The organism is Lysinibacillus sphaericus, from assembly GCF_006864135.1.
Lineage (GTDB): Bacteria > Bacillota > Bacilli > Bacillales_A > Planococcaceae > Lysinibacillus.
The window spans coordinates 196,438-223,353 of record NZ_SADV01000006.1; the positions used below are offsets into that span (position 1 = coordinate 196,438).

The 26,916-nt window shown below is 35.6% G+C and carries 27 protein-coding genes, 1 pseudogene and 1 riboswitch; of the genes and pseudogenes, 14 read left to right on the forward strand and 14 right to left on the reverse strand.

Translation table 11 applies throughout. The features are described 5' to 3' along the window. Positions 1-4 precede the first annotated feature (4 nt). The 3 genes from C7Y47_RS10050 (at position 5) to C7Y47_RS10060 (ending at position 2,957) form a co-directional block, all read left to right on the forward strand. Positions 5-1,189 carry an MFS transporter gene (locus tag C7Y47_RS10050; RefSeq protein WP_142508656.1) on the forward strand — a complete coding sequence of 395 codons (1,185 nt, stop codon included), beginning with the start codon at positions 5-7 and terminating at the stop codon, positions 1,187-1,189. 267 nt (positions 1,190-1,456) lie between these two features. Next, the gene (locus C7Y47_RS10055) at positions 1,457-1,867 is read left to right on the forward strand and encodes a hypothetical protein (protein WP_142508657.1); all 411 of its coding nucleotides are present in this window, start codon (positions 1,457-1,459) and stop codon (positions 1,865-1,867) included. A 147-nt stretch (positions 1,868-2,014) separates the two neighbouring features. Further along, a riboswitch (SAM riboswitch) is annotated at positions 2,015-2,120 on the forward strand. Between the two features lie 99 nt (positions 2,121-2,219). Beyond that, positions 2,220-2,957, forward strand: coding sequence for a cyclase family protein (locus tag C7Y47_RS10060; RefSeq protein ID WP_142508658.1), 738 nt, complete (start codon positions 2,220-2,222; stop codon positions 2,955-2,957). 132 nt (positions 2,958-3,089) lie between these two features. On the opposite strand, the gene C7Y47_RS10065 is transcribed toward C7Y47_RS10060, so the two are convergent. Together C7Y47_RS10065 and C7Y47_RS10070 are read right to left on the reverse strand one after the other, a co-directional pair. Beyond that, positions 3,090-3,686, reverse strand: a complete 597-nt coding sequence (locus C7Y47_RS10065; RefSeq protein WP_142508659.1) for a DedA family protein — start codon at positions 3,684-3,686, stop codon at positions 3,090-3,092. 198 nt (positions 3,687-3,884) lie between these two features. Continuing rightward, complete coding sequence (locus C7Y47_RS10070; RefSeq protein WP_142508660.1) at positions 3,885-4,658, reverse strand: Cof-type HAD-IIB family hydrolase; 774 nt, start codon at positions 4,656-4,658, stop codon at positions 3,885-3,887. A gap of 590 nt (positions 4,659-5,248) precedes the next feature. Between C7Y47_RS10070 and C7Y47_RS10075 the strand changes: the two genes are divergently transcribed. The 3 genes from C7Y47_RS10075 to C7Y47_RS10085 all read left to right on the forward strand — a co-directional run bounded on the left by C7Y47_RS10075 (position 5,249) and on the right by C7Y47_RS10085 (position 7,928). Then, on the forward strand, positions 5,249-5,944 hold the full coding sequence (locus tag C7Y47_RS10075; RefSeq protein ID WP_142508661.1) for a DUF2225 domain-containing protein: 696 nt from the start codon (positions 5,249-5,251) through the stop codon (positions 5,942-5,944). Between the two features lie 24 nt (positions 5,945-5,968). Next, positions 5,969-6,322: a hypothetical protein gene (locus C7Y47_RS10080; RefSeq protein ID WP_142508662.1), complete on the forward strand. Its 354-nt coding sequence runs from the start codon at positions 5,969-5,971 to the stop codon at positions 6,320-6,322. Positions 6,323-6,503: 181 nt separating this feature from the next. Further along, the gene (locus C7Y47_RS10085) at positions 6,504-7,928 is read left to right on the forward strand and encodes an erythromycin esterase family protein (RefSeq protein ID WP_142508663.1); all 1,425 of its coding nucleotides are present in this window, start codon (positions 6,504-6,506) and stop codon (positions 7,926-7,928) included. A 55-nt stretch (positions 7,929-7,983) separates the two neighbouring features. Here the strand turns inward: C7Y47_RS10085 and C7Y47_RS10090 are convergent. Next, positions 7,984-9,154, reverse strand: a pseudogene (locus tag C7Y47_RS10090) (DUF4272 domain-containing protein). A 606-nt stretch (positions 9,155-9,760) separates the two neighbouring features. Then, complete coding sequence (locus C7Y47_RS10095; RefSeq protein ID WP_142508664.1) at positions 9,761-10,591, reverse strand: MerR family transcriptional regulator; 831 nt, start codon at positions 10,589-10,591, stop codon at positions 9,761-9,763. A 130-nt stretch (positions 10,592-10,721) separates the two neighbouring features. Between C7Y47_RS10095 and C7Y47_RS10100 the strand changes: the two genes are divergently transcribed. Together C7Y47_RS10100 and C7Y47_RS10105 are read left to right on the forward strand one after the other, a co-directional pair. Beyond that, the gene (locus C7Y47_RS10100) at positions 10,722-11,189 is read left to right on the forward strand and encodes a GNAT family N-acetyltransferase (protein WP_142508665.1); all 468 of its coding nucleotides are present in this window, start codon (positions 10,722-10,724) and stop codon (positions 11,187-11,189) included. Then, positions 11,176-12,531 (forward strand): MATE family efflux transporter, encoded by a 1,356-nt coding sequence (locus C7Y47_RS10105; protein WP_142508666.1) that lies wholly within the window; start codon positions 11,176-11,178, stop codon positions 12,529-12,531. The genes C7Y47_RS10100 and C7Y47_RS10105 overlap by 14 nt, the downstream gene beginning before the upstream one ends. A 154-nt stretch (positions 12,532-12,685) precedes the next feature. Here the strand turns inward: C7Y47_RS10105 and C7Y47_RS10110 are convergent, their stop codons facing one another. After that, positions 12,686-13,729 carry an AI-2E family transporter gene (locus tag C7Y47_RS10110; protein ID WP_142508667.1) on the reverse strand — a complete coding sequence of 348 codons (1,044 nt, stop codon included), beginning with the start codon at positions 13,727-13,729 and terminating at the stop codon, positions 12,686-12,688. Positions 13,730-14,165: 436 nt separating this feature from the next. On the opposite strand from C7Y47_RS10110, the gene C7Y47_RS10115 reads away from it, so the two are divergent. Next, the gene (locus C7Y47_RS10115) at positions 14,166-14,555 is read left to right on the forward strand and encodes a RidA family protein (RefSeq protein ID WP_142508668.1); all 390 of its coding nucleotides are present in this window, start codon (positions 14,166-14,168) and stop codon (positions 14,553-14,555) included. 167 nt (positions 14,556-14,722) lie between these two features. Here C7Y47_RS10115 and C7Y47_RS10120 read toward each other — a convergent pair whose 3' ends face one another. Next, positions 14,723-16,123 carry an amino acid permease gene (locus tag C7Y47_RS10120; RefSeq protein WP_142508669.1) on the reverse strand — a complete coding sequence of 467 codons (1,401 nt, stop codon included), beginning with the start codon at positions 16,121-16,123 and terminating at the stop codon, positions 14,723-14,725. A 611-nt stretch (positions 16,124-16,734) separates the two neighbouring features. Between C7Y47_RS10120 and C7Y47_RS10125 the strand changes: the two genes are divergently transcribed. Both C7Y47_RS10125 and C7Y47_RS10130 read left to right on the forward strand, forming a co-directional pair. Further along, entirely contained in the window at positions 16,735-17,487 is a 753-nt protein-coding gene (locus C7Y47_RS10125; RefSeq protein WP_185903450.1) for an IclR family transcriptional regulator, read from the forward strand. A 282-nt stretch (positions 17,488-17,769) separates the two neighbouring features. Next, positions 17,770-18,705: an aldo/keto reductase gene (locus C7Y47_RS10130; RefSeq protein WP_142508671.1), complete on the forward strand. Its 936-nt coding sequence runs from the start codon at positions 17,770-17,772 to the stop codon at positions 18,703-18,705. Positions 18,706-18,750: 45 nt separating this feature from the next. On the opposite strand, the gene C7Y47_RS10135 is transcribed toward C7Y47_RS10130, so the two are convergent. From C7Y47_RS10135 to C7Y47_RS10155, 5 genes are all read right to left on the reverse strand, one after another. Continuing rightward, positions 18,751-19,359 carry a flavin reductase family protein gene (locus C7Y47_RS10135; protein ID WP_142508672.1) on the reverse strand — a complete coding sequence of 203 codons (609 nt, stop codon included), beginning with the start codon at positions 19,357-19,359 and terminating at the stop codon, positions 18,751-18,753. A gap of 14 nt (positions 19,360-19,373) precedes the next feature. Next, a complete protein-coding gene (locus C7Y47_RS10140) occupies positions 19,374-20,312 on the reverse strand; it encodes a ring-cleaving dioxygenase (RefSeq protein ID WP_185903451.1) in 939 nt (312 codons plus the stop codon). Positions 20,313-20,625: 313 nt separating this feature from the next. After that, positions 20,626-21,219 carry an NADPH-dependent FMN reductase gene (locus tag C7Y47_RS10145; RefSeq protein WP_142508673.1) on the reverse strand — a complete coding sequence of 198 codons (594 nt, stop codon included), beginning with the start codon at positions 21,217-21,219 and terminating at the stop codon, positions 20,626-20,628. A gap of 520 nt (positions 21,220-21,739) precedes the next feature. After that, the gene (locus tag C7Y47_RS10150; protein WP_142508674.1) at positions 21,740-22,084 is read right to left on the reverse strand and encodes a YunG family protein; all 345 of its coding nucleotides are present in this window, start codon (positions 22,082-22,084) and stop codon (positions 21,740-21,742) included. Between the two features lie 27 nt (positions 22,085-22,111). Continuing rightward, complete coding sequence (locus C7Y47_RS10155) at positions 22,112-22,636, reverse strand: GNAT family N-acetyltransferase (protein ID WP_142508675.1); 525 nt, start codon at positions 22,634-22,636, stop codon at positions 22,112-22,114. 327 nt (positions 22,637-22,963) lie between these two features. Between C7Y47_RS10155 and C7Y47_RS10160 the strand changes: the two genes are divergently transcribed. From C7Y47_RS10160 to C7Y47_RS10170, 3 genes are read left to right on the forward strand one after another with little or no spacing between them, the layout of a single operon-like run. After that, positions 22,964-23,305: a PadR family transcriptional regulator gene (locus tag C7Y47_RS10160; protein ID WP_142508676.1), complete on the forward strand. Its 342-nt coding sequence runs from the start codon at positions 22,964-22,966 to the stop codon at positions 23,303-23,305. Continuing rightward, positions 23,302-23,799, forward strand: a complete 498-nt coding sequence (locus C7Y47_RS10165; RefSeq protein WP_142508677.1) for a hypothetical protein — start codon at positions 23,302-23,304, stop codon at positions 23,797-23,799. Before C7Y47_RS10160 ends, C7Y47_RS10165 begins: the two co-directional genes overlap by 4 nt. A gap of 7 nt (positions 23,800-23,806) precedes the next feature. Beyond that, positions 23,807-25,282 carry a serine hydrolase domain-containing protein gene (locus C7Y47_RS10170; RefSeq protein ID WP_142508678.1) on the forward strand — a complete coding sequence of 492 codons (1,476 nt, stop codon included), beginning with the start codon at positions 23,807-23,809 and terminating at the stop codon, positions 25,280-25,282. Between the two features lie 48 nt (positions 25,283-25,330). Here C7Y47_RS10170 and C7Y47_RS10175 read toward each other — a convergent pair whose 3' ends face one another. From C7Y47_RS10175 to C7Y47_RS10185, 3 genes are all read right to left on the reverse strand, one after another. After that, positions 25,331-25,894 (reverse strand): cupin domain-containing protein, encoded by a 564-nt coding sequence (locus C7Y47_RS10175; RefSeq protein ID WP_142508679.1) that lies wholly within the window; start codon positions 25,892-25,894, stop codon positions 25,331-25,333. 100 nt (positions 25,895-25,994) lie between these two features. Next, a complete protein-coding gene (locus tag C7Y47_RS10180) occupies positions 25,995-26,216 on the reverse strand; it encodes a helix-turn-helix domain-containing protein (RefSeq protein WP_142508680.1) in 222 nt (73 codons plus the stop codon). A gap of 12 nt (positions 26,217-26,228) precedes the next feature. After that, on the reverse strand, positions 26,229-26,867 hold the full coding sequence (locus tag C7Y47_RS10185) for a DUF2975 domain-containing protein (protein WP_142508681.1): 639 nt from the start codon (positions 26,865-26,867) through the stop codon (positions 26,229-26,231). Positions 26,868-26,916 lie beyond the last annotated feature (49 nt).

Here is a 26,916-nt window from a genome sequence, read left to right on the forward strand (position 1 = left end):
TAGAATGAATGATACAAAAGCGCCAAATGCTAAATTCACATTACTCGCACTTGCAATCAGTGCATTTGGTATCGGCTCTACAGAATTTATAAGCATCGGACTGCTTCCATTAATTACAAAAGATTTTAATATAACATTAAGTACTGCAGGTTTAACCGTATCCATATATGCACTAGGTGTAACTATTGGTGCACCGCTTTTAACAGCATTAACATCGCGCCTTAGTCGCAAAAAAGTGTTACTGCTCGTTATGGTGCTGTTTATTATCGGTAATTTACTTGCAGCCTTAGCACCCTCATTCTCATTACTACTAACTGGGCGTGTTATTTCGGCATTGGCACATGGTGTATTTATGTCCATTGCCTCTGTGATAGCTGCAGATGTTGTGGCACCAAATAAACGAGCAAGTGCAATAGCTTTTATGTTTACAGGACTAACATTAGCAACTGTGACTGGGGTCCCACTAGGAACTTTTATTGGACAAGTAACTGATTGGCGAATGTCGTTTATTTTCATAGTTATCATAGGTATTATTGGATTAATTAGTAATGCCCTGCTTGTGCCAAGTCACTTATCGAAAGGTAATCCAATATCCATTCGAGATATTGGTAAAGTATTAGGGAATATTCGAATGTTATTAATCCTCTTTATTACTGCAATTGGGTATGGTGGCGCATTCGTCGTATACACCTATGTTTCTCCTATTTTAGAGCAGTATATGGGCTACTCACCAAAGGCAATTGTCGTGATCTTAGTTGTATACGGTATTTGTGTTGCCATCGGAAATACATTAGGTGGTCATTTTGCGAATAATAACCCTTTACGCTCTATCTTTATTATCTTTATAGGACTAGCATTAGCACTACTCGGCATCAACTTCTTTTTAGAAGCATCAATCATAGGATTAATAATGGTCTTTATGATGGGGCTATTTATGTTTATGAATGTACCAGGATTACAGCTTTATGCCGTTCAGCTTTCAGAAAAATATACACCATCAGCTATTTCAATGGCTTCAGCATTAAATATTTCGGCCTTTAACATTGGTATTTTTCTAGGATCATACATTGGAGGAATTATTGTTATCCACCAATCATTAGCTAATACTCCTATATATGGATTCGGTATGGTGATGATTGCCGCAGTTACTACTTTCCTATCGTTACACTTCGATAGAAATAAACAATAGATTTCTCTAGAATAACATTAATGAAAGGAAGCCTTAACCATACATAAGGCTTCCTTCTTTTTTATCCCATTTTAAGGAAAGTATCGTCAAAATAGACCTTTAAAAATTCTAATGCCGAGAACTGAGTCCCAAAAGAACTTGATATATACTCTTTTTCATTCCACTCGAGCCCATTTTGCTCATGATTTTCAAAGCATCAGCTGTTAACACCGAAAGTCTATATTGCACATAAGATACTGTATCAGCTATAGGATAGGAGGAATTTAGTTGTATTACAATCCTTATCCGTATTTTGTCTATCCTAATTATTATCCGGCATGGGTAATAGCAAATCAACCAACAACTCAACACCCTTCCAGCCATCTAGCAATGCCGACAACCCCAATGAATAGAAGTCCATTTCCAATCGTCAATACAAAGAAATTAAAGACTTCCGCGAATCGGATCAAGGTTATTATGCAGCAAGCACAATTACTTACGGATAAAATTGATGAATCCGAGCAATTTGCACATGATCTTATGAACGCAGCGCAACAATCAAATAAAACTGAAGTTGAAAAGTTAATTGCCTCAACAGGCATTACTGTAAAATTCGAAACTACCTATACACCAGATGGATTTCGTATAACATTTACTGAAAGTAGCTGTTGTAAGCTAACACTAATTTTAGGTTGGTGAAGAGTTGGCCCTTTGAAGAGGGCCTCTTTCTTTTACCTTTAGCATCATTATGAATTTTAACCTTGTATCCCCATCAAACTTGTAAACTATAAAAAAATATGCTAAAGTGTTTGTAAACATTATTTCTGAAAATTCTTATATCGCATTTTCTTATCAAGAGAGACGGAGGGATTGGCCCTATGAAGTCTCAGCAACCAGCCTATAGGTATGGTGCTAATTCCAATTGGCAAAATTCTGCCTTGAAAGATGAGAAGACTTACTTCAGTTGCTTTGCACGAGAGTCCTCTTCTTCAAGGAGGACTCTTTTTTTATTGTTGCATTCAAAAAAATTAAAAGAAAGCAGGGAAATAGTATGGCAAACGAACTTTTACAAGCAATTCAACTATTGAAATCAAAAAAATGGGTAGACTTAACGCATACATTTGGTCCAAATTCTCCACATTTCTTTATGTTTGATGATGCTAAATTTGAAACATTATTTTCACATGATGATGGCTTCTTTGCACAGCAATTCACTTTCCCAGGGCAATACGGAACACATATCGACCCACCTATCCATTTTGTGCGAGATACACGCTATCTAGATGAATTGGAGTTAAAAGAACTAGTACTACCACTAATCGTTATTGATAAATCGAAGGAAGCCGAAGTAAATAACGACTACACGTTAAGTGTTCAAGATATTTTTGACTTTGAAGCTGAAAATGGGGAAATTGAAGCAGGTACCTTTGTTGCGTTCCGTACCGATTGGAGTAAACGTTGGCCAGATAAAGAATCTTTCAGCAACAAAGATGCTGATGGCAATAATCATATTCCTGGCTGGGGATTAGAAGCGTTACTATTTTTATTCAACGAACGACAAGTAAGTGCTATTGGCCACGAAACTTTTGATACAGATTCAGCAGCAGATTTCCGTAGAAATGGAAAATTAGACGGCGAATATTTTGTGCTAGAGCAAGATACTTACCAAATTGAGCTTATGACAAATTTAGATAAGCTACCTCCAAAAGGCGCTGCTATATTCAATATCGTGCCAAAGCCTGAAAAAGCATCTGGATTCCCTGTCCGTTCATTTGCAATATTACCGTAATATAGCAAAAGGTCTGATTCAACTAAATATTGAATCAGACCTTTTATCAATTATGCCTCGGCATAATTACGTCCGGAATCGGCTCTGTGCTTAGGCCAGCGGATGTTGGACACCCGCTGAAAGAAGTTAAATTTATTTAGATGAATTCTTTCTTTTGAAAACAACATAAATGATGAACATAATGATGATGAACAATACTATAGCATAAATACTGTAGCGGGATAAATATAACTCAACATAATGCCATTTATCTCCAAGTATCTTCCCTAAAGTGATAAAAGTAAATGTCCATAAAGCTGCTCCCATATAAGCAAAGAAAGCAAATTTTTTATAAGGATAATTATTAATAGCTGCAATATATGCAGTAAGATGACGTACACCAGGGATAAAATACCCTATTAATAATAATATTGGTCCAATTTTTTCAAATAATTTTTTAGTAAAATCAATTTTCTGTTCTGTAATATGGACTTTCGAACCGTATTTTCGTAATAAAGGTAGCCCGAATTTATAGCCTATATAGTAACTCAGGGTAATTCCCCCGGCTGCGCCTATCATAGCGCTGATTAAAGCTGGAATATGTGCAAGAGTTTCACGATATACGCTATACCCTACATATGTCAAAAATATTTCATCAGGAAGTGGCAGACCGACAATTCCCCCAACTAGGATAAGAATAATGCCAAAATATCCAAAATGTTCAATAAGAGATTGTACGTGATGCGCCATAAATCCACCCCATCTAAAGCGTAATAATTTTTAATAGTTAGCTTTATAATAACTCAAAGGAGACAACATTATGAGTATTATGGATTAAATACATTTTCTCCATGAAAACATTCATCCATGTTGGATTGTAAAAAAATGCGCTTCATAACTATAGTTTTTTCTTAGTGACTGGTTGATTCATATTTTACTTTCAAATAATTAAATTATTTGCAGCTTACGTAGAGCATAATGAATACCGTCCTCTGTTGATTTTTTCGTTACATAATTAGCGACACTTTTCAATGCTTCACTACCGTTGCCCATTGCAATTCCAAAGCCAACCTGCTCCAGCATGTCGATATCATTATCTCCATCACCAAAAGCAAGTGCTTCCTCTGGACTCAAGTCGAAATAATCTAGTACAGCTTGCACAGCAATAGATTTGGAAACATCATGTTGCAAAACATTTGTAATGTAAGGGTGCCACCTCTTAAATAATAAATGCGGGAATTTTAAAGTATACTTTTTCTCAATATCCTCGCTGCCATATAAACACATTAAGTAAACCTCTTGCGTTAAAATATCTTCATTAATAACGGGAAACTCTTGCAAACATAATGTTTCTTGCATGGCTTTTAATGTCTCTTGTTCTTGGACGTTATTCATCGATAATTGTTCTGTAAAAAACGAAAGACTTTGTTTATTGTTTTCAGCAAAAGCCTTAACTGCGTGGACAATTTCCTTTGCAATAGGAATTTTATGTATTACTTGATCTTGATGCTTAACATGGGCACCATTAGCGGTAATAAACGTATCTATACCTATGCTTCTTAAACCTTGGCACATTGATAAAGGTCTTCCTGTAGCTGCAACAATATGAATTCCATTGTTTTTTAATTGCTCAATAGCGATCATTGTACTTTCTTCAATACGACCATCTTCATAATTTACAAGCGTTCCATCTACGTCAAAGAATACAATTTTATAATCCATCGTTCTCTCCTTACCGATATATATAATTTTATTAGGTATATCGATTAGGGAAACTCACCATAACATGGCCCACTTCGGGGTAATACCTGTGACGATGATCTCCAAGAAATCGCCCACTCCCACTCCGATCACCTGATATAAATGTCATTTTCCACTACAGGCTAATGCCTGGGTGACGCCTCTTTGTTGCTTAACAATAATCCTATATTTCCCTAATCAATATACTTGTCATTTTACATGAAGAAATATCTTTATATCAAAATTTTGTATAGGTCTTATTGCCTATGAAACAGCTTGATAATAAAAAGATTAATAGTTAATGAAACATTTGTACGTTTTATGACAGGCTAAGCCAACCGTATAACTTACTCCAACTACACCGATAAACACTATTACGGGTACATATCGAAATTTCAAATAACTAAGAAAGTAATGAACATTTTTATTTCAATAATTCTAAAGGAGTATACCAAAGAGCATAGAATTGTTAGAATAAAGATAACTAAATTAAATACATTGAACGATACTATCCATCATATAAATAGAACAAAAGAAATATTAATTATCTGAATGTAAAGGAGTTGATTCTTATGGCATTTAACATTTACTACTATGAAAGTAGTGTGGATTGCAAGTTTTGCAAAAAGCATTTTACCACATATAAAGTACGCCCTAATCGTTATAAAATTATCGAAGAGCAAACAGACTTCATGCCAGTTTACGAAGGTTTAAACCCGTTATTGTATGAAGTTGCCGTTTGTCCACATTGTGGCTATGCTTTCCACAAGTCTATGACAAGAACATATGGGCCTTTCATGCTTCTTATTGATGAACTGTACATAAAAGAGCTACATAAACCAATGGATATCCGTAAGGAACGTACGATTGATGATGCCATTGTAAGCTTTAAATTAGCTTATCTTGTATCTAGAGCATCAATGGAAGAGTCACTTCTTATGGCCAATTTCGCTTTAAAAATAGCCTGGCTATATCGCTTAAAAAATGATGAGGAATCGGAAATGCGCTACCTTTTTGCTGCTAGAGATTTTTACAGCAAATCTTATGCATCCAATCAAGAGGGCGGAGAGAGAATTCAATATTTACATGCCGAATTAAGCCTCCGACTTGGAGATATTGCCGAGGCGAAAAAAGGATTCTCTCGATTAATAGCAGATCGAAATATTTCCAATAAATATCGAAAACTAGCACGTAATCGCTGGGAAAACTATAAATATGATGAGCAACCGAACAACGCAAATAAAACTATAGAAGAAGTCATCAATTAAAGTAAAACGAGGAGAGTAATAATTATGCAGCTATTTACCAAAAGGATTGATGTAAGAGAAGAAGATATTTTTTCAGAACTACATCATTTTTTACTAAGAAAAAATAATCGCTATTTAACGAATGATGAAGTAGTTGCATTAACTGGGGTTTCATCTGAGTTACTCTATAAATGGGTAAAAGCAGGAAAATTAAAAAAATCAATTTTTCCTAACTTAGGCGCACCCTGTGAACGCTGCGGACAAATTACTCAGGCAAAAATCTGTGTTAGCTGCTCATCAACCATCGTTAATACTTTAAAACAAGAGGAAAAGAATCGTGCATGGTTCAATCAAATACAGCGGAATCACCCAAGAGCTAGCACATATCACTATAAATAAAATAGCTAACATCTCTATTGTGTATTTACGCTATGGAGATGTTTTTTTATCCGCATCCGCATAAATAATCCAAAATAATGACATTTGACCAAATTTAAACAAAATTTAAACAAAGCCCCCCTTTACTTTAAACTTTACTACCTATAATTGGTCTTACTATAAAGCGAAGGACTGATAGAAAGTGACAAAAGGTAAGAAACGTAAGGTTTTATTATCATTAAGTATTGCGTTAACAAGCTTTGTAGCGTTCAACGGAGTTTCAAATGCATCCGCAGCAGTTCCGGTGGTAGAAGAACGTGTAGCTTTAGATAACAAGTTAGAAGTGAAGCAAGCTCGCACATCCAGTGAAACTCTTCAAGATTGGAAACAATGGACAAACGACCATGCTTACAGCTTAACATCTATTCAACCTGAAGCAGTTGGTCAACAAAACATCCCTTCCACTAAATTTGAAGATTTAGAGATGCTGAAGCCTTTATTGCATGATAAGCGCATTGTTTTTTTAGGGGAAAGTTCACATGGCGCAGCAGAATTTAGCTTAGCAAAAACACGTTTAATTCAATTTTTACACCAAGAAATGGGCTACAATGTCCTAGCCTTTGAAAGCGGTATGGGGAATGCCATGAATGCTCAAGGACAAATCAATAAACAAACAGCGCAACAAACGATGAAGGATGCTATTTTTGGTGTATGGTGGTCAAAAGAAACACTACCGTTATTTGAGTATGCTAAAAAAACACAGAATACCGATAAACCTTTAAAATTAGCAGGCTTTGATATTCAACAGCAAGGTGCATTCACAAACGGTAACTGGCTACAAAATAGTATGCTTGCTAAACAGTTAAGTGAAGTAGAGGAGAAACTTGTTGACTGGAGTTTCGGTACGGATTTAAAAGGCTATCAAAAGGCGAAACCAAGCATTATCGAAGTGTATAAACAAGTAAAATCACAAGTACAGCTAAAAGAGAACGAGTTAAAAGCGGCTTATCCGGGAGAGTCTCATATTGTAAAGCTTATGGAACGTACTTTAGCTGACCGTATCCGTTTAGTAGACGAATATGTAGAACTATCCATTCAAGCAAATATTGAACTTGAGCACAATAAATATGATTCTTTTTTAAAGACAATGGAATGGCGCGACCAATCAATGATGGAAAACCTTCTTTGGTTAGCAGAGGAGATTTATCCAACTGAAAAATTTATCGTCTGGGCGCATAATGACCATATTCGTAAAGCACAATCCGAAGTAATGGGTTCTCCTTATCCAGTAAAATTGATGGGTGAACGTCTACCAGATATCTACAAAAAATATAGTTATGTGCTTGGTCTTTATATGGCTGGTGGGGAAACAGCAAACAATATGGGTGAGCCTATGGCCGTTTTACCGCCAGTAAAAGGATCAATCGAGGATATTGCTTCATCTTCAAATAAACCGTACACATTTATCGACATGCGAAACCGTCAAAATGAGCGTGGAAACTCATGGATGTTTGAGCCACGTTTATCGTATAGCTGGGGAGTGATTCAGGAAAGTCTTGTTCCACGAGATCAATATGATGGCCTTCTGCTGATTGATAAAGTAAGTAAACCTCATTATATAAAATAAGCATATAAAAATAGCAAACTAGTTTTTCTGCTAGTTTGCTATTTTTCTTTTATATTTAAGTATCCATCGACATGTTAGCCCATTCTTCACTTCGATGCCCTATCATCCAGAACAAGCCTCTTCTCCTTTCCATGACGATGCTTTCATTCATCCCGGCAGGAGCCGCTTGGTCTTTTATCCGACTATCTACACAAGCCCAATGGTATCTGTAAATCTTGTCGGCTTCATCCAATATCTCTTCCTGACTACGCATGACAGTTTGAAGGAAAAATTGTTCAAACGTTTCACAGTTAGAAACGACTTGAATGGCATACTCGCAATCACATACTTCATCAGGAAAATCGAGCTTCTCAACAAATCCAAGTGCCCAAATAAGTGTCCAATAAGCCTCGTATTGCCATGAAATATTAATGGCTTCTTGCACATCTGGTTCAGAAGCTTGTAAAAAGTCTCTTTCGTTGCTAGTTAGATAGTCTTCCACTTTATAAGTGCGTAACATATTGATGAAAAAGTCTCGCGATTCTTCTACATTTCCACCTTGCGCCACATCACAGGCAAATTGAATGACAATTAACAGGGCTACAGCTCTTCTAGCAATGTCTTCTCGATTTTTAAACTGACAAGCCTCTATTGTTGGGAGTTGAGGAAGGGAAGCTGTATATGGAATAGCTTTTTCTTTTAAATATGCTAGCGTTTTATTTTTTCTTTGTTCACCTTCTTCTGATGACATCTCTTGTCCCCTTACCTTTCGTAGCGTGAGGTCTAAAGTCAGATGGTCCTGATTGCCCGTCAGGATAAACAATAACGTTCCCTTCATCGTCTACTAAAGTGCCATTCGCTAAAAAGCCAATCCCGCCTATGCTTGATAATAGGTTCGTAAATAACTGCATCTGTTCTTCATTTATCTCTTTTTCCGATTCGATTGCAATCACTGTATTTAAAACAGCTATTTGAGTCAAAACTAATTCTTTTAAATTGTCATCTTCAAAAGGAAAATTGTCGTAATACCCCATCATCCCAGAAATATTATTAGCGAAGTAATCTGGATTCGTATCTTCAGACGTCACTCTAATTATTAATTTATATTTTTTAAACAGCGCCTTTGATGTTATTACATACTCATTGTCATTTTTTTCGATAGCAAAGCCTTTTGCAAAAACATCTGAAATTTTCACTTCAATATCGTCAATGTTGTTCTTAGATGCAAATATAGTGAAATAGTTCATTCTTCTCTCCCCTTTTATTCACCAACTATAGCCTGCAAGAGCTTGGCTAAACTGCTGTTTATTTTTTCGTAGTATTTCGTTTTCCTTCCAAAAAGCAAGTCTTCAATTTCGCTGCGTCATTTGCCATACCGCTCGTATCGCTATAAGCCTTTCTACTTCACTGCCGCTCAACCATTCAAATAACGTCACTACACTTGGCTGTATTTCTGCTAAAATAATCTCGAATCCGAGCCATCAATGATAATCGACAAAACACGATAACGCTAAGTTGTTACACAAATCATGCTCTCATATACATAGTCATATGTTACGTTCTACGTTAGATTTATAAAAACTCCTCGCTCATCATTTATGCTTTTTCTTAGCTTTTGTATGTTCAGGATATCATTTCCTCATTATAACAAGGCTCAATTTATGTACAAATACTAAAATTCCACTTCCTTAAAGGCTCAAAATATATAATAAATTACCTTACCATTTTTATTTCCTAGAACTTTTTCAGTAGCACTAGTCGTCACTTTAATCATTTCGTTGACAATTAAAATATCTCCTTATAGTTACATTCAAATATTCTATAAGGAAGTATTTTTTATACTTCTATACTTATCAACAACCTTTTTTAATTTCTATCATAATTTTCGTTACATAATCCTCTTCCCGATTTTTAATAACGGCGTCATAAATGTATTCCTCATATACGTATTCCCCTAGTTCAAAGCCTTTTTCCCTCATGACCTTAAATAGTCGCTCGTAAGATTCACCAAGTGTAGTGGAATTTCCTACATGATATCCTACAATAAAATTCCCTTCAATCGCTTCAAAATAAGGATGACCTTCTCGCGGGTGTGGCTGCTCTATATACAAGAAACTATAATTATCATAGTTTCCAGCTAATACTTGCTCTCTTCTTGTAATCCCTCCAATGGGATAACCCGTGTCTAATTGAGAACGATCTAACTCATCTATAAAGTCTGATACAGCCTTCGTAAACTGTTCTTCCGTCGAATCCTCGATATTTTTACTTAAATACAATGTGGCCACTGGCAGATGCTCAATCGTAATACTATCAAAATCAAGGTGTAAGGCTTCCTCTGTTAAATCAATTTTTACATCAATAATGCTTTCAATCATCTCCAGCTCTCGACGTTTTTTCGCTACAATTTCCTTTTGCTGATACATTAAATCTAAGAAATTTTCAGGTGATTTATCTGCCATATATTTTTGAATATCCTTTAAAGACATACCAACCGCCTTTAATAGCTCAATCACACTAAAAAATTCATATTGTGCAATGGAGTAATAACGATAGTCTTTACTATCCTTCATAATTGGTGATAATAAACCGATTTGATCGTAGTAGATTAACGTTTGTTTATTAACCTTACAAATTTTAGCGAACTCACCAGTTGTAAAATATTTTACATTTTTATTAAACATTTTTAAGTTTCCCTCCTTGACTATATAGTTACTATATACATTAAATTGTAGCTATTCACAATCAATTATGCCACTGCAATAAACAATGCATTCGGCTGAAAGAAATTAAAAATAGAAAGGTTTTGGAATTATGTTCACGGAAATTCGTGACATTACAGCTTTAAACAAAGAGGAAGTATTAGCACTACGCATTGCTGATAATCAGCAAGATTTTATTGAAAGTACACAACAATGCTTAGCGGAGGCAAAAGCAGATAAACGCTTTATCCCTGTAGGATTGTATAAGGAAGATAACGCAGTCGGCTTCGCTATGTATGGCGTGTTCCCACATAAGGACAATTCACAACGTGTTTGGTTAGATCGCTATTTCATTGATGAGCTCTACCAGCACCAAGGTTTGGGAAAATACTTTTTACAGCAACTTATTCAATATTTAGTAGCTAAATACAGCTGTCAAAATATATATTTAAGTGTTTATGACAACAATACAGTAGCTATTCAGTTATATAAAAAGTTTGGCTTCGACTTTAACGGTGAGCTAGATACTAAAGGTGAAAAGGTGATGGTAAAGGAGGTACATGCTGATGACTACCCTTAACCCAATTGAAACAAGGCCTCTTAGGCCCTTGTTTTTATCATATTTATTCCCGGCCATGATTGGTATGTTACTGATGTCAGTGAATATTTTAGTGGATGGTATTTTCGTTAGTCACGGAGTTGGACCAACCGCTTTAGCAGGAGTAAATATCGCCGTACCTATTTTTTCGATTTTACTATCTATTTCCCTTTGGATTGGTATGGGTGGGGCAACACTATTTTCAATTTCTCTCGGTGAGGGCAATAAAAAAAGAGCGAACCAGCTCTTTACATTAGCATTTACAACCATGATCGTTGTCGTTATGGCACTGATTCTAATACTTTTATTAAATTTAAAGGAAATCTCCTATATATTCGGCGCAAGTGATGCTACATTTCCTTATGTACAAGAGTACTTACATGTTATTTTGATTTTCGGTGTGTTCTACACAATTGAAAACTTACTAAGCATTTTTATTCGAAATGATGGCAATCCAAAGCTTGCAATGATGGGTTTAATCACTACATCTGTGTTAAACATTATTTTAAACTACATTTTTATTTTCGTACTCCACTACGGCGTAACTGGCTGTGCCCTGGCTACAGCACTTTCCACAATAATCGGTATGTCGGTGCTTTGCCTACATTTCTTCCGAAAGCAATCCGAATTAAAGTTTGTGCGTACATTTTTCAACCTATCTGATTTAAAGAAAATATTCGCTATTGGGTTACCAAGCTTTATTGTTGAAGCCTCCGTCGCTATTATGGTTATTTTATATAATGTGACATTTTTACACTATTTAGGATCAGACGGAGTTACTGCTTATGCAATGGTTAACTATATTCATACCGTACTCTTAACAGTATTCCTTGGCATCGGTATGGCCCTACAGCCACTAGTTAGTTATCACCACGGTGCGAGATTAATTGAGAGATTAACGGCATTATTGAAAATAGGTATTGCTACTGCATTTATTATAGGTTTAACTACCGTCATAATTGCTACGTTATTCCCTTCTCAGCTAATTGCATTATTTGGTGATAGCACGTTTGACATTCGCAATATGGCTACACAAGGCTTTGTACATTTTGCAATTGGATATGCATTCCTTGGCGTGAACATGGTATTTGCAGAATTCTTTCAATCAATTGAAAAAATACGTCTTGCAACAACCATCATGTTACTTCGCAGTATTATATTATTTATCCCTGCTCTCGTACTATTGCCTAAATTCTTTGGCCCACAAGCTATTTGGTGGACATTCCCCGCCGCAGAGGGCATTACCGCATTACTAATTTTTATATTTATGAAGAGAAAAACACATACTATGTTCTCAGAAGCAAGTTCCTTAAAGGCACTATAAATAAAGTTAACCCCCTCTCAATGCAATAATCGAAAGGGGGTTAACTGTTTAGGCCATCCTCTATACTGCCAAACCATGGACTTCAAAATTCCCAAGCCAAGAAAAAAAGGAATCATACACACTTGATTCCTTTTTGAATGAAACTTTATTTACTTTATTTGTCTTCTTGTATTTCCCTTGCCTGTTGCAGTTCATCTTCTGATGACGTAACTCCGAGAATATCGAGAAGGAACATGAATAATGGAATACCAATAATTAATCCCCATACACCAAGAAAATGCTCAGAGAAGAGAATGACCATGAATGTATAGAAAATTGGAAGATTTGTCTTAGCAGACATTAGCTTTGGATTTAAGAAGTATGCCTCCATAGCATGTAGTACCATAACAATAACTAAGATATAGACAATGTACATAGGACCACCGATACTGTATGCGATTATAGCTAGAGGAATCAAGGACATGATAACCCCTGCAACTGGCACTAACCCCAGTATAAAGAGCATGATTCCCAGCGCTATTAAATGCGGGAAGCCCATAATGTATAAAGCAATAACAGATAAAACACAGTTGACAGCAGCAATAATGAACTGTGCCTCAATAACTTTACCGAAAGAACGAATGAATATCCTTGAGAAATAATGTAATTCATCGTAGAGATGGCTCATTTTGCTATCTTTAAATTTCGCTGTAAATTCAGTAATACGTTTCTTTTCAAGTAAAATAAACAAGCTCAAAATTAGTGCAATGAATATATGCAAAATGATTTTACCAATATTCGTAAGGTTTTTCAGCGTGAGGTCTACACCTTGCTCTAAATATTTACCCAGTTCAATCTTGTCAAAGGTTGGAGCTAAATACCGTGCAATCTCGTTATCATTTGGGTTAAGACTAAAGCTAGCAATAAGATCAAAGAGCTGTGTAATTTGTTGGGTTACGACAGGCAAATACTTGTAGATAATTGCAACAATACCTGCAACAAGCAAAAGATAGAGGGTAACTGTTACAGCCTTCTCGTTCATCCGTACGTACTTTCTAACCTCTTTTGTTGTCTTCGTGGTAAGTTGATTCATCAAGTAAGTAATAATGAACGTAAGAAGAATTAGATTGATCATACTCCGCATCATATATAATGCAATAGCGATCCCAGCTAGGATTAAAAAACGTTTAAATCCATGGCTTCGAAAGAAATTACTCATGTATTCACTCCTTCTACAAAACGGCTTCGCGGCCTTTACTGCCTGGATTTCGCCATCAAATGAACAAAAACAATTAATAAATTGATGTAAAATATTACGTATCATTCTTATGTAAATGCCCCCTTCATTGGATTATTATTTCCATTAACACTTAGAATAAGACTTAAATACTTGCGCTTTATAAGTCTCATAAGAAATTAATGCATCCAAGGAGCGAAAAGAATAGTATGCCTTATCAAATTAATAACAATATTTTTGAAAGCTGTATCAGCGTTATAAGCCTTAATTTTATTAGTCTATTATAACCCTTTGAACACCATCATAGCCAATGTAAGTTCTTTTATGATAGTACTAAAATTAAATTTTTTATCTTTAGTCTTAGGATGATATTCTTACAGAAATTATAAACTGAAATTATATAGAAAGGATTGATTATGTGAAAATTGCTAGAAACCCGAAGGACATTCATCAACCAGTTGCTCCTTATGTACATCAAATAGAAGTAACAGAACCACAGAGATGGTTAACACTATCTGGACAAATAGGCATGGAAGAAGACGGGACTATACCTGAAGAGCCATTAACTCAAATGAAATTGGCATTAGAAAATATCAGAAAGAATCTTGAAAGTGCGAATATGGAAATTCAAGATTTAACGAAGATAACCCTTTATTTGGTTGGGGAAATTAATGTAGATCAAAGAAAGAAAATAATGAACGACTTTCTTGGTGATCACCTTCCGTGTATGACATTAATGTATGTAGTTGCGCTTGCAGCCCCTTCCCTAAAGGTTGAAATTGATGCCTGGGCTTGTAAGGAAATGTAAACTTATTATATGTTGAAACTAACAAGGGTGTGCGTCTAGATTTGTATTAAATTTTGTGATAAAAACGAGGCCCGGGACATAAGTATATTTTAAAGTAAAGTTTCATAATTAGAAAAGTGCGAGAAATCAACGTTTCTAAAATTGATTTCTCGCACTTTTCATCTCATTTATAGATCTTCATTTTTAGAGCTTATTTTAGCATGCTTGTATCCATAGGCTATATAAATAACTAAACCTATCGCTAACCATATCAAAAAGCGCACTATAGTAAATGGCGGCAGACTAAAAATTAATACAATACATCCTCCAACACCTACAGTTGCTACAAGCCATAGCGCAGGGACTTTAAATACACGTGGTTGATCTGGTCGTGTATAGCGAAGAACAACAACACTAACTGTTGTTAAAGCAAAAGCAGTTAAACCGCCGATGTTAGCAAATTCCGCTAATTCTCCGATCGATAAAAATCCTGATAAAAGAATGCCTGTTACAACAACAATTAAAGTTGATAATACAGGTACGCCTGTTTTTTTATTTGTTTGTGCAATACGTTCTGGTAGAAGTCCATCACGGCTCATTGCGAACAGCACGCGTGTCGCACTTGTTGTATTTGCAATCATCGTAGCAAGCAAGCCAAAAATAACTGATACTGCAATGATAGCACCTCCCCATTGAATCCCAACAGATTCTAGTGCATATACAGTAGGATTTGGAACATCCAACTCAGGGGATGGAACAATACCTGTTAATACTAGTGCAACAATTGCATAAATAAGCGTTAGTATACTTAGACCACCAATTAAAGCTTTTGGTATTGTTTTTTGTGGATTTTTTACTTCCTCAAGAACTGTTGTTACACCATCAAATCCGGTAAAGGCAAAGAACACTAGTGCCGCTCCCGCCATTACACCTGACCAGCCAAACGGTGTAAACGGTGTCCAGTTTATAGGGTTAACGTGAAAAGCCCCAATAGCAAGGAATAAGATAATCGCGCCAACCTTTGCAGCTGTAAATAACATATTTGATCGACCCACATTTTTAATTCCACTCATTGAAATCCAAGCTACAATAAGCCAACCAGCCACAGCAGGTAGATTCACAATCCCACCATGAGCAATATCCTTTGTTAAAACTTCTGGCAAGTGAATTCCAACAGATTGTAAAAACGAATTGACGTAGCCACTCCAGCCAACTGCGACTGTACTAGAAATAACGATAAATTCCAATAATAAATCCCAACCGATTATCCAAGCAATCATTTCACCTAACGCAATATAAGAATAGGTGTAAGCACTCCCGGCAACAGGAGCCATCGCTGCGAATTCAACATAGGCTAATCCAACTGCTATTGTTACAAGACCACCTATTAAGAATGAAACAACAACACCCGGACCCGCATGTAGAGCAGCTGTAGTTCCTGGCAACACAAAAATGCCTGCTCCTATTGTAGCCCCTAGTACGTAAAGCAATAATTGCAACGACCCTAGTTCACGCTTTAGTTTAAAACGTTCGACTTCAGTTATTTTATTGGCTTGCTCGATTGATTTCTTTCGTAAAAAATTCGCCATAATAACCACTCCACTTTCAAAAAAGAAAATAAATTTCATTTTTATGTATTTTTATCAATAAACAGTATATTATCCGCATTTTCGAATTGAGTCAACAATTAGATTATTATAACAATTTACCTTTTTACTTGAAAATGAGTTAATAGAAGTTCTTTTACATGAAACTTTTAACAATCTTTAGTTCCCATTTCACTAGAATCATAATGGCGGCTGCTTTACTTTTTCTTCTTGTAATAACTTTGGTTCATCACCAAAAGTTATGGATGACTTTTGTTAAAACGTCTACTATGTAAATGGTTGATTGGAGTGGAGACTGGGCGACTCCTTGATCCATAACTTTATAAAAAGCTCGGTTATTCCCTTCTCTCAATGACTTCACCTGCCATTTTTTCACTATACATTAGATGTTGTAAATATGATGTCAATAAAGAAAATCATAAGCATATAGAAAGCATCTCAACAGATAGGAGAGACAAAAAAGAATTGAAATTCCACCGCCTATCATAATCCCCTGTAGAGACTTATTTCTATAAGAAACTATCCAAACTAGTAAATCAATAGTAAAGATGGTATTGTACAAGCTAGAAATTAAGAAGTTAGGAGAGGGCAAAATGGATTCCTATGAAGTATCGACATTAAAAAAGGGCCTTTTGATTTTGGATGTATTACGTCAAAAGCATTCTCTTACATTAACTGAAATTATGGAAGAATTATCAATGAATAAGACATCCGTTTTTCGTATGCTTTATACGCTCGAAAAAATGAATTATGTCATTAAATATAATAAATACTATCAATTAAATCCGCATATCTTTAGGGATGAGCACTTATATTGGCACAAAGATATCCAATGGGCGTCTCTCGTGGCGCCATATCAATTAGCCCGCCAAGAAGAAATAACTACTTACATTGGTATTTTGGAAGATTATGAGATGGTGATAAAAAATGTGATTAGGGAGCCTTTTGAACATCCTACTTATCAAGCAATTGATACTCGGACACCTATGCATTCAAGCGCACTCGGAAAAGTAGTATTAGCGCATCTGTCGGCTAAAAAACAGCGTGAAATATTAAATAGTATTGAACTAAATACATTTACAACAAAAACCTTCTATGATTATGGCCTATTAATTCCTCACTTACAGGTCATTAAAGCACAGGGATATGCTGTTGATAATGAAGAAACGAATGTTGGTAAAATTTGTATTGCAGTTCCGATTTATGTGAATGAAGAAGTCTTCGGTGCAATTGCTTTGCACGGTTCGACGAATCAAATTAGGAAAACGGCCATTCGGTCATTTGCAAAAAAATTAGAAGAGGCAAGCCAGCAATTAACGGAAGAAATCCATTACCTGTTAGCATAAAGGGAAATTTCAACTCCCTTCAGCAACTATTTTGCGTAGCGAAAGTGAAACGGCAGCTACAAAGGTCTCCCACCCCTATAGGTGGTGAGATAAATGCATGTTTAAGTTACTTTTCAGCGGATGTCACGGATTCCGAACGCAATTATGTCGAGGCATAATTGATTCGATCTTCTAGTTGCAATTAAAATGCTTTTGTTTCTATATATGAAACTATAACTATGTATGTTGGTAAAATATTTTTTTTACTCTATTCTAATTACAGAAAACAGAGGAGGTAGGAATATGAAATTTCATACATTAAAAAAAACAAATATCAAGATTTCCGAAATTGGTCTGGGGACGAATGCTGTAGGTGGCCATAACTTATATGAAAACTTAAATGAACAAGACGGGACGGAGCTAGTAACAGCTGCACTTGACCTAGGGATAACTTTATTTGATACAGCAGATATCTATGGAAAAGGGCGTTCAGAAGAACTTGTTGGCGAAGTATTACAAAAATATCCTAGGGAAGATTTTGTTTTAGCGACAAAGGGAGGCAGACATTGGCTTGAGGATGGCTCAGTAAAAACAAATAATCATCCGCAATATTTACGAAGTGCATTTGAAAATAGCCTAAACCGGCTACAAATGGACTATGTAGACCTCTACTATTTACACTTCCCAGACAACGAGACCCCTCTTGCGGAGTCGATTGGGGAATTATCACGCTTAAAAGAAGAAGGAAAAATCGGAGCAATAGGTATTTCAAACGTAACATTAGACCAGCTTATAGACGCTAATGTGCACAATGATATTTCAGTGTTACAATCTCCGTACAATATGTTGAACCGATCTGCAGAACAAGAATTATTGCCATACTGTGTAAAAAATGATATTTCCTTTATTCCATACGGTCCACTTGCATATGGCCTACTTGGTGGAAAGTATACAAAAGACTTTAAGTTAGGCACTGGAGACTGGAGAATTTCGGATCCTTTATTCCAAGGTGAATTATTTGAACAAACATTAATAAAAGTAGATGAATTAAAAGGAATTGCAGAGGAAAAGCAAACGACCTTACCAAATCTAGCGCTAGCTTGGTTATTAGCTCAAGATGGTATTGATGCAGTTATCCCAGGTGGAAAACATAAAAGCCAAGTGGCTACCAATGTGAAAGCAACCGATATCTTATTAACTAAAGAAGATTTAGGGAATATAGAAAGAATTTTAGCATAACATAAAAATGCGAAAATGCTGTTATATCAACATTTTCGCATTTTTTTATTGAGGACGTTCTAAAGCAAATATTTCTCCAATTTTTGCATAATTCGAGCCAGCTAGTCTGCTAACTGCTTTTAATTTCCTTGGGTCAATACGCCCTTCATTATAAATAGTCTCATCTATATGAAATTGAACAACCTGACCAATGAACAAATCACCCGTCTGTTCGTCGCCATTCATCAAAGGAATCGTCTGTACTAAACGACATTCCATCCGAACCTTTGCCTCTTGAATACCTGGTACAGATATTAGCTCACTATCGGTTAATGTAAATTGAGCTCTATCAATTTCACTTTCACTTACAGGTAATGAAGCTGCCGTTTCATTCACCTGCTTAACATTATCCTCATCTACAATATGCACAACAAATTGTTGCTGATGATGAATATGTCGAGCGGTATCTTTTAAGCGCCCTTGTGGTCTTTGAATGGCTAGAGAAATCATCGGTGGATTTGATGATATAATGTTAAAGAAACTAAAAGGTGCGCCATTGATGACTCCTTGCTCTGATTTCGTCGTGACAAAGGCAATTGGTCTCGGAATAATACTGCCAATTAATAATTTATAGTTTTCACGCTCAGTATTTTTTGTAGGATCAATCGAAATCAAACGACTCATCCTCCTTAATCAAGTACACGCACTTCAATCGGAATTAATGTTCTTTCTAATTGTTCACGATGCTGTTCATATTGAGCTGGTAACATTAATTGACTACCCATTGTTTCAGGTGTTTCATCATGAGCGAATCCAGGTGGATCTGTCGCAATTTCAAATAAAATCTCACCAGGTTCACGGAAATAAATCGCATTAAAATAATTTCGATCTTTCACTTCAGTTACATGTTGTCCATGATTCATTACATACTCTTGCCATTCTAGATGATCCGCATTATCCTGGGCTCTCCAAGCAATATGATGAACTGTTCCAACTCCCATTTGACCGCGCATACCAGGAACTACTTTTAAATCTACTGTATTGCCAATATCTGCACTGGATTTGAAACGAGTATACTCACCTTCCGTTGCTACTTTCTCAAGACCCATGACTTCAGTTAAGACTTTTGCTGTTTCTTCAGGGTGACTCGAATACAGTGTTGCACCGCCAAATCCTTTAATCGCAACCTCAGGAGTTACTTCACCAAATGTCCATTCATTTAATTCACCTTCCGCACGTGCCACTAATTCAATATGAAGTCCGTGTGGATCATCAAATTGTATTACTTGTTCACCAAAGCGTTCAGCTTTTTGGAATGGAATAGCGAATTTCGCAAGACGATTAATCCAAAAAGGTAGTGCTCCCTCCGGTACTACATAAGTAGTTACACCAACTTGGCCATCACCAATGCGGCCTTGATAAGCATCTGCCCATGGGAAGAATGTAATAATTGTCCCCGGTTTACCACCTTTGTTCCCGAAGTAAAGATGGTATGTACCTGGGTCATCGAAATTTACTGTTTGTTTAACTAAACGTAGACCTAATACTCCAGCATAAAAATCAATATTTTCTTGTGGATGCCCTACAATCGCTGTGATATGGTGAATACCCGCAGTATGTTTTTTCATGTTAACAGTCCCTTTCATGATAAATGTATTGCTCACCTATACTTTATCCAATAACGTTCTACCTCAATCTATCAATTATGCCTCGGCATAATTGGGTCCGGAATCGGCTTTTTGCTTGCATAAAAAACTCCTTTCCGATTCCGTGACATCCGCCGGAGGCTTTAGGCCAACAGATGTTTTTTGTGCGAAAGCGAAGCGTCAGCAACAGCACGAAGTTGGTCACCCAGTCGTTGCCACAGGACGTGGCTTTTTTAGACTGAGTTCCTCTATTTCAGTGGGTGTTTGGACACCCGCTGAAATAAGTTAAACATGATTAACGAATTGTATATAAAGCTTTTGACCAAGGAATTAATTGATCTAACATTTGGTTAACTGAATCTATTTGTACTTCTTTTGGTTTAAAATCAGTACCATTTTCAAAGTCTGTGAATAGTGACAATGCTGGATGTACACGGACATCTGCAATTAAAAGCTCACCCATAATACCACGTAAATGTTCAGCTGCACGTGCACCACCTACAGAACCATACGATACAATACCTGCAGCTTTGTTATTCCATTCTACACGTAAATAATCTAGTGCATTTTTTAAAGCACCTGTAATAGAGTGATTATACTCTTGTACGATAAATACAAATCCATCTTGTTTTGCAACAATTTCTGACCAAGCTTGAGCGCCTGAAGCGTCTTGCCCTGGTTCACCTAGTAAAGGTAATTTGTAATCTGCAATATCAATAATTGTATAGTTTGCATCTCCTCGTTGATCTGCGATTTCTTTTACCCATTGTGCTACTTGTGGACTTACACGACCTTCACGTGTTGATCCGATAATAATCCCGATATTTAATTCTGCCATTGTTTTTTCCTCCTCTTTTTTTGAAGCAAATAATTTATTTAAAAAACCCATTATGATTACCTCCTTATGATGAAAAGTGAAGCTTTGCTTTCTACATGGATTAAAAGGTTCGAATTCATTTATCTTGAATTTATTTATCTTGAATTCGAGATAATAATAACACGATGGTTTCATTTACGTCAACATGTTTGTTTAAATATTAAAAAAAGCACAGTTGTTAACACTCTGCTTAAGCTTGTAGACCAAAGGATAAATATAAAATAATGCGTATCAATAAACAAAGGTTGATTTTCACTCCGAGTAGGGGCTTTCAGCACAAGCTCATCCCGCAGGAATCGCCACTCTCCGTGAAAAATCAACAGCTCCTCATCATTATATGGGTAGACAAGCTGAACCAAAAGAGAATTATAACTACGATTAAATAGTAACAAGGTCTAGCCTAAATTATAATGGACTGTGTTTGATTACTTTTCATCCAAGATACATCTCACAAAGGTTTCGTTGCTCCTAACAAAATGAATATCAGTATCTTACGCTTAAATCAACATACAAAAAGTAGCTACAGTTGACCCTAGCTTTTTCCTAAATACTCATGAACCTGTGATTTTAGATAGCTATATTGAATATCGTTCGTATCTTGGAAAGCCTCTTCCCTACTAGAACGAACATCCTGATAGTAGAGGTTGTACGGAAATTGTTCTTGTGTAAAATCCTTTCTGTCCCCATCGAGAATATTATAAAAATGCCAGCCTTCATCAAGCCACGTTTTATAAATTTCGCCCCCAAGGATATCATTAACAACTAACGAAGTGACTCCGCATTGGCCTTTTGCAGGATTATCTAAACTCCATTTTGAGCTAGATTGAATGGACCAGGATTTTTTAAAAGCTTTTAACAGATCATTTTCTGTAGACATTCCTCAACGTCCTTTTCTACCTTAGTTTTAATATGGTATGTCATCGATTTTAATAGGCGTTGTTCTACCTAAAATCCAATCATCTTTGATTGCACCATAAACGATACTATCTGTCACAGTACCATCTGCATTTTCCCAAGCATTTCTTAAATAGCCCTCTTTTACAAAACCAGCTTTCGCAAAACATTTCCTCATTCCCATATTATCAACTCTCGTATAACCTTCGATACGAATCTTATCTTTTTCTCCAAACAGGTAATCTTGTAACCAAAGGAGGGTTTTTACACCGTATCCTTTTCCTCTATAACGCGTATCTAAACGGATATCGAATAACGGGATCGTATCACTTATGTCATGAATGATAATAATCCCGACCTTTTTTTCATTATCAACTATCCAATGCGTTTCGCGATCGCTGTGATAGTATCCTTCTGTATATGCTTTTCGAACGGATTCCTCTTTTAAATGTTGATCGGTATGATAAATCCACTTGTTTTGAGTTAACAGTTCCACTAAATCTTCAATTTCATTTCCTAATAGTTTATATTCCATTTATATTATCCTCCAATGAATAATAATGAGCTCATCACCATACGTAGAGTTGAAATTCCGTTCCACTAGGCGCTTTCCCGGGAATGCTCACTTAGAAAGCAATATTATATACCTCTACTGAACCCTAGATTCTACTAACCCTACTTTAACAAGTGCTGTTAGGATGTGCAAAAGGTATTGGCATAAAATTTACATTTCTTCTATAAGATTTAATGTGTAGGTCATCATGCAGTATATGTGATCGAATATTTCATCATTACCTCTCGAAAGTATTCATAACAAAAAAATATACTTGAAAGAAGTATATATCTTTGTTAAATTTATCCTATGGATAGAACAAGTTTAATAAAAGGTCATTTAGAAATGTGTGTATTGTCTATATTGTCTAAGAAAAAAAGTTATGGCTATGAAATTATGAAAGAGTTAGAAAAACACAATTTGAAATTGAAGGGCGTAGGAAGCATTTATCCCATCTTGACTAAGCTAAAAGATCAAGAATGGGTTGATACTTACCGTGAAATGACAGACAACGGGAAAGTCAGAGTTTATTATGAAATCAATGAAAAAGGAGAAGTATATCTTCAAAAAAAAATCAATGAGTGGTTGGAGTTGCAACAAGACATAAAATCCCTACTTCAAAGCGGTCTGGAAGGAGAACTTATTGAATGAGTATGGAATTAAGTTTAGTAGAAAAACAATATTTAGCCGAAGTTCTAAATGAGTTAAAACAGTATCGTATCAGCTCAAAAGAAAGAAAGAATATAAAGCAACAGCTTTTAGAGCATATTCAAGAATCTCGTGATAATGGAATTGATAGTATAAATGATCTGGGAGATACTACGACATTTATTAAAGATTTTTTAGAAATTAAAGGTATAGATCTTCATTCGGAAATAAAACAAATGCGGAAAAGTCGACCTGGAATATCATTAGTTATTGGGTTTTGTACTTTTATTTTTACCTATCTTGCTTGTCAGCTAATACTATCGATGTTTTTGACAGATTCCTTTAATCCTCAAAAGACTATTGCAACATTCGATTATAATATTGTTTATCAGATTTCTGATGTTGCTTGGTGGAACTTCTTGCTAATTTCAATCAGTATTTCCACTTCCTCTTTAATATCTTTACTTGCAATAAAAATTTTCGGAGGAAATAGGTGAAATAACAATGAAAAGAAAACCAATATATAAAGCTATATTAGTTTGTTTATTAGTAATTCCACTTTATCTATTTCAACTAGTCTCACCAATCTCCACAGAAGCCGCAGAACAAGATGTTAAGAGTACTATAGATAAGTATGTTGGAAACTTTTTAGAAGAGCAGCGAATTCCAGGGGCATCTATTGCTATTGTTCATAAAAATGATATCTTTTATTCTAAATCGTGGGGTGTAACAGGCGAATCCGAAGAAAAGGTAACTGCTGAAACTCCATTTGTTGTCGGCTCAATTAGTAAATCACTAACAGGTTTGGCCATCATGAGATTGGTTGATGCAGGCATTATTCAATTAGATGATCCAGTTCAAAAATATATGCCATGGTTTACCCTAAAAGACAAACAAGCCGCTTCTCAAATAACGATTAAACATTTACTTACGCAAACAAGTGGGATAAGCACTTATTCTGGCTTAGCTATATCAGACAAGGAATCTAAAGATTTAAGTGCTATAAAGGACAATGTAGAAAGTTTATCGAATGTGAAGCTGACTGCTGCTCCTGGGGAAAAACATCAATATAGTAATGCTAACTTTTCTATTCTTGGAGCTCTCATCGAAGAGGTTACCAAACAACCATTTTCTAAATATATGGAGGAACAAGTTTTTTCTCCATTAGGGATGAAAAATGCAGCCGCTAATAGTAGCATAGCCTATGAAAAAGGATACTTATCTGGCTATCAATCATGGCTTGGTCATCCTGTCAAAAGTGCAGTCACATTTGATAATGGAGGGACACCCTATGGATATATAACAGCAAGTGCAACAGATATGGTGCAGTACATTAAACTACTTAGTCGCCATGAGCATAACAATTTTTTAAGTAAAAATGCGATGAATCTTTATATATCACCGTTTGTTCAAACTAGTAAATATCGATATTACGGCCTTGGTGTACGAATCTCATATCCAGAATCCAAAGAAGAAATGATATGGCATTCTGGTTCAAATCCTGACGCACGCTCAGAAGTATTTTATCTACCAGAAACCGATTGGGGCGGGGTAATTCTCACTAACAAAAGTCATATATTAGAAGAAAAGTCACTTCTTTACTTGAAAGAAGGGATTATCAACATTTTAAATGGAAAAGAGCCCGTTGACGCACCTAAATATAAACCTACATCTCAAGTCATAACAATCGCTATTTTATGTTTACTTTTTGTGCTGTTTATTTATCTTCTAATAAAAGTTAAAGCTAAAAATGTGAACAAAAGAGGCGTGTTGGGTATATTCGGTCTTATACTTTTAGTTTTGGCCATTATCTCCATTCCATTATTAAGCTATAATACAGGAACACCTTGGCACACTATTAGATATTTTGCCCCTGATATTGCATTTTTGGTTATAGCACTAGTTACCCTTTTAACATTGAATGGCTTATTATATATATATATTTCATTTAAACGACGACAAAAAAGACAACTTCTCTAAGTAGGAGTTGTCTTTTGTATGCTTGTATGACCACGGAAAAAGCTTCGATTATTCATTGCCCTGACCGTAGCCTGCTTCCGAGGCCTCAGCGTCTGCTTTCGTAACATGTACCGTACCAAATGGATGGTTAGGAGGAGCGTATATTGAATAAAGCTTTAGTGGTATACTCCCTGTATTTGTGACGTTATGCCATGTTCCAGCAGGCACTACTACAGCGTAATTTTCATAGACTTTTCTTTCATAATTTAAATTGTTTTGACTAGGGCCCATTTGAGCAAAACCCTCACCCTGTTCAATATATAAAATTTGATCCACATTTGGGTGTACTTCCAAACCGATATTATCACCAACATTAATACTCATTAAAGTAATTTGTGAATTCTTTCCCGTCCACAGAGTAGTACGATACGTATCGTTTTGCTTAGCTGCATCTTTAAGATTGATGACAAGTGGCTTGGGCCCATAATCTTTTAATACAATACTTTCGCCATTGGAAAAACGAGAAGGCTCAGCTCTGTTCGCGTACCCCGTCTGATAAGGAGGTGTCCAATAAACTAGCTGATCTCCATAGTTATACATAGGCATGTTTCCGTAATAAGGAATGTAGTACATTTTCTCAATCCCCTCACACATTATAAGGTTATCCTATGCAACTTGTTCCAGAAATGTACGTAAACGTATTCCCATCCTTTAGTACGGCTTAGAAATTTTTTTACTCAAAGGTATCCTCATCTTGAGCATACTCTAAAATATCTCCTGGTTGGCAATGCAAGACTTTACAAATTGCATTTAACGTGGAAAAACGTATTGCCTTTACCTTTCCCGTTTTTAAATTCGATAAATTGACAATCGATATATCTACTGCTTCTGCAAGCTCACTTAATTGCATTTTTCTATCAGCTAATACTCGATCCAATCTTACGATAATCGTCAATTTCTTCACTTCCTATACTGTTGCATCATACTCTTCTTGTAAAAAAGAGCCATATCTAAATATCCTACCTATTGTCCAAACTATAAAACTACATAGTAGTATGCGCCAATTCATATCAAAAAATTTAAAAGAAACGGATTGAATCCATTCAATATTGTCTAATTCATTATTGTTTAAAAACATATGTACTACCGTTGAAACCAAGTATGCTTGAACCGTGTTACTTAAAAAACTTAAAATGAATAAACTGCATGCTATTAGCTCTATTCCTTTACTATTTCTAAGAGTAAAGACATCCCCAACAATGACTGATCTAACAAATTTCCATAATGAAATAAAAATTGCCATAACAATCAAAGTAAAGATCATCGAGAGTAAAATTAAAACGATTGTTTCACTTTTATCATAAACAAAATTTCTCATTATATCTTTATTTAAAAAAACAGTTATTCCATTAAATTTAAAAGAAATGTCAATGTTAGAATCTAAAACTAGTTTACTAACTTTCTCTTCAGAGACTGTTAAAGCTACAACTAATAAACCAAAGAGTAATAAGATACATGATGCTATGATTACTAAAGTAGCTATTAATAATATATTTAATATTCTCAAGCTCATTTTCATATTACGAATTGCTAACGATTGATCCATAACTGCTACTAACACCCCTTATTTTTGTTCTTTATTTTTATTCCTTCCC

What these genes read in the sequence shown, in the direction of transcription:
- C7Y47_RS10145 (WP_142508673.1), bottom strand. Translation starts at nt 21,219, where the DNA reads ATGGGTTTTTTAAATAAATTATTTGCTTCAAAAAAAGAGGAGGAAAAA.
- C7Y47_RS10065 (WP_142508659.1), bottom strand. Translation starts at nt 3,686, where the DNA reads ATGGCGCATCACGTACAATCTCTTATTGAACATTTTGGATATTTTGGC.
- C7Y47_RS10175 (WP_142508679.1), bottom strand. Translation starts at nt 25,894, where the DNA reads ATGTACTACATTCCTTATTACGGAAACATGCCTATGTATAACTATGGA.
- C7Y47_RS10130 (WP_142508671.1), top strand. Translation starts at nt 17,770, where the DNA reads ATGAAATTTCATACATTAAAAAAAACAAATATCAAGATTTCCGAAATT.
- C7Y47_RS10105 (WP_142508666.1), top strand. Translation starts at nt 11,176, where the DNA reads ATGACTACCCTTAACCCAATTGAAACAAGGCCTCTTAGGCCCTTGTTT.
- C7Y47_RS10165 (WP_142508677.1), top strand. Translation starts at nt 23,302, where the DNA reads ATGAGTATGGAATTAAGTTTAGTAGAAAAACAATATTTAGCCGAAGTT.
- C7Y47_RS10100 (WP_142508665.1), top strand. Translation starts at nt 10,722, where the DNA reads ATGTTCACGGAAATTCGTGACATTACAGCTTTAAACAAAGAGGAAGTA.
- C7Y47_RS10095 (WP_142508664.1), bottom strand. Translation starts at nt 10,591, where the DNA reads ATGTTTAATAAAAATGTAAAATATTTTACAACTGGTGAGTTCGCTAAA.
- C7Y47_RS10160 (WP_142508676.1), top strand. Translation starts at nt 22,964, where the DNA reads ATGGATAGAACAAGTTTAATAAAAGGTCATTTAGAAATGTGTGTATTG.
- C7Y47_RS10170 (WP_142508678.1), top strand. Translation starts at nt 23,807, where the DNA reads ATGAAAAGAAAACCAATATATAAAGCTATATTAGTTTGTTTATTAGTA.
- C7Y47_RS10150 (WP_142508674.1), bottom strand. Translation starts at nt 22,084, where the DNA reads ATGTCTACAGAAAATGATCTGTTAAAAGCTTTTAAAAAATCCTGGTCC.
- C7Y47_RS10125 (WP_185903450.1), top strand. Translation starts at nt 16,735, where the DNA reads ATGGATTCCTATGAAGTATCGACATTAAAAAAGGGCCTTTTGATTTTG.
- C7Y47_RS10070 (WP_142508660.1), bottom strand. Translation starts at nt 4,658, where the DNA reads ATGGATTATAAAATTGTATTCTTTGACGTAGATGGAACGCTTGTAAAT.
- C7Y47_RS10140 (WP_185903451.1), bottom strand. Translation starts at nt 20,312, where the DNA reads ATGAAAAAACATACTGCGGGTATTCACCATATCACAGCGATTGTAGGG.
- C7Y47_RS10060 (WP_142508658.1), top strand. Translation starts at nt 2,220, where the DNA reads ATGGCAAACGAACTTTTACAAGCAATTCAACTATTGAAATCAAAAAAA.
- C7Y47_RS10120 (WP_142508669.1), bottom strand. Translation starts at nt 16,123, where the DNA reads ATGGCGAATTTTTTACGAAAGAAATCAATCGAGCAAGCCAATAAAATA.
- C7Y47_RS10080 (WP_142508662.1), top strand. Translation starts at nt 5,969, where the DNA reads ATGCAGCTATTTACCAAAAGGATTGATGTAAGAGAAGAAGATATTTTT.
- C7Y47_RS10185 (WP_142508681.1), bottom strand. Translation starts at nt 26,867, where the DNA reads ATGGATCAATCGTTAGCAATTCGTAATATGAAAATGAGCTTGAGAATA.
- C7Y47_RS10110 (WP_142508667.1), bottom strand. Translation starts at nt 13,729, where the DNA reads ATGAGTAATTTCTTTCGAAGCCATGGATTTAAACGTTTTTTAATCCTA.
- C7Y47_RS10155 (WP_142508675.1), bottom strand. Translation starts at nt 22,636, where the DNA reads ATGGAATATAAACTATTAGGAAATGAAATTGAAGATTTAGTGGAACTG.
- C7Y47_RS10050 (WP_142508656.1), top strand. Translation starts at nt 5, where the DNA reads ATGAATGATACAAAAGCGCCAAATGCTAAATTCACATTACTCGCACTT.
- C7Y47_RS10075 (WP_142508661.1), top strand. Translation starts at nt 5,249, where the DNA reads ATGGCATTTAACATTTACTACTATGAAAGTAGTGTGGATTGCAAGTTT.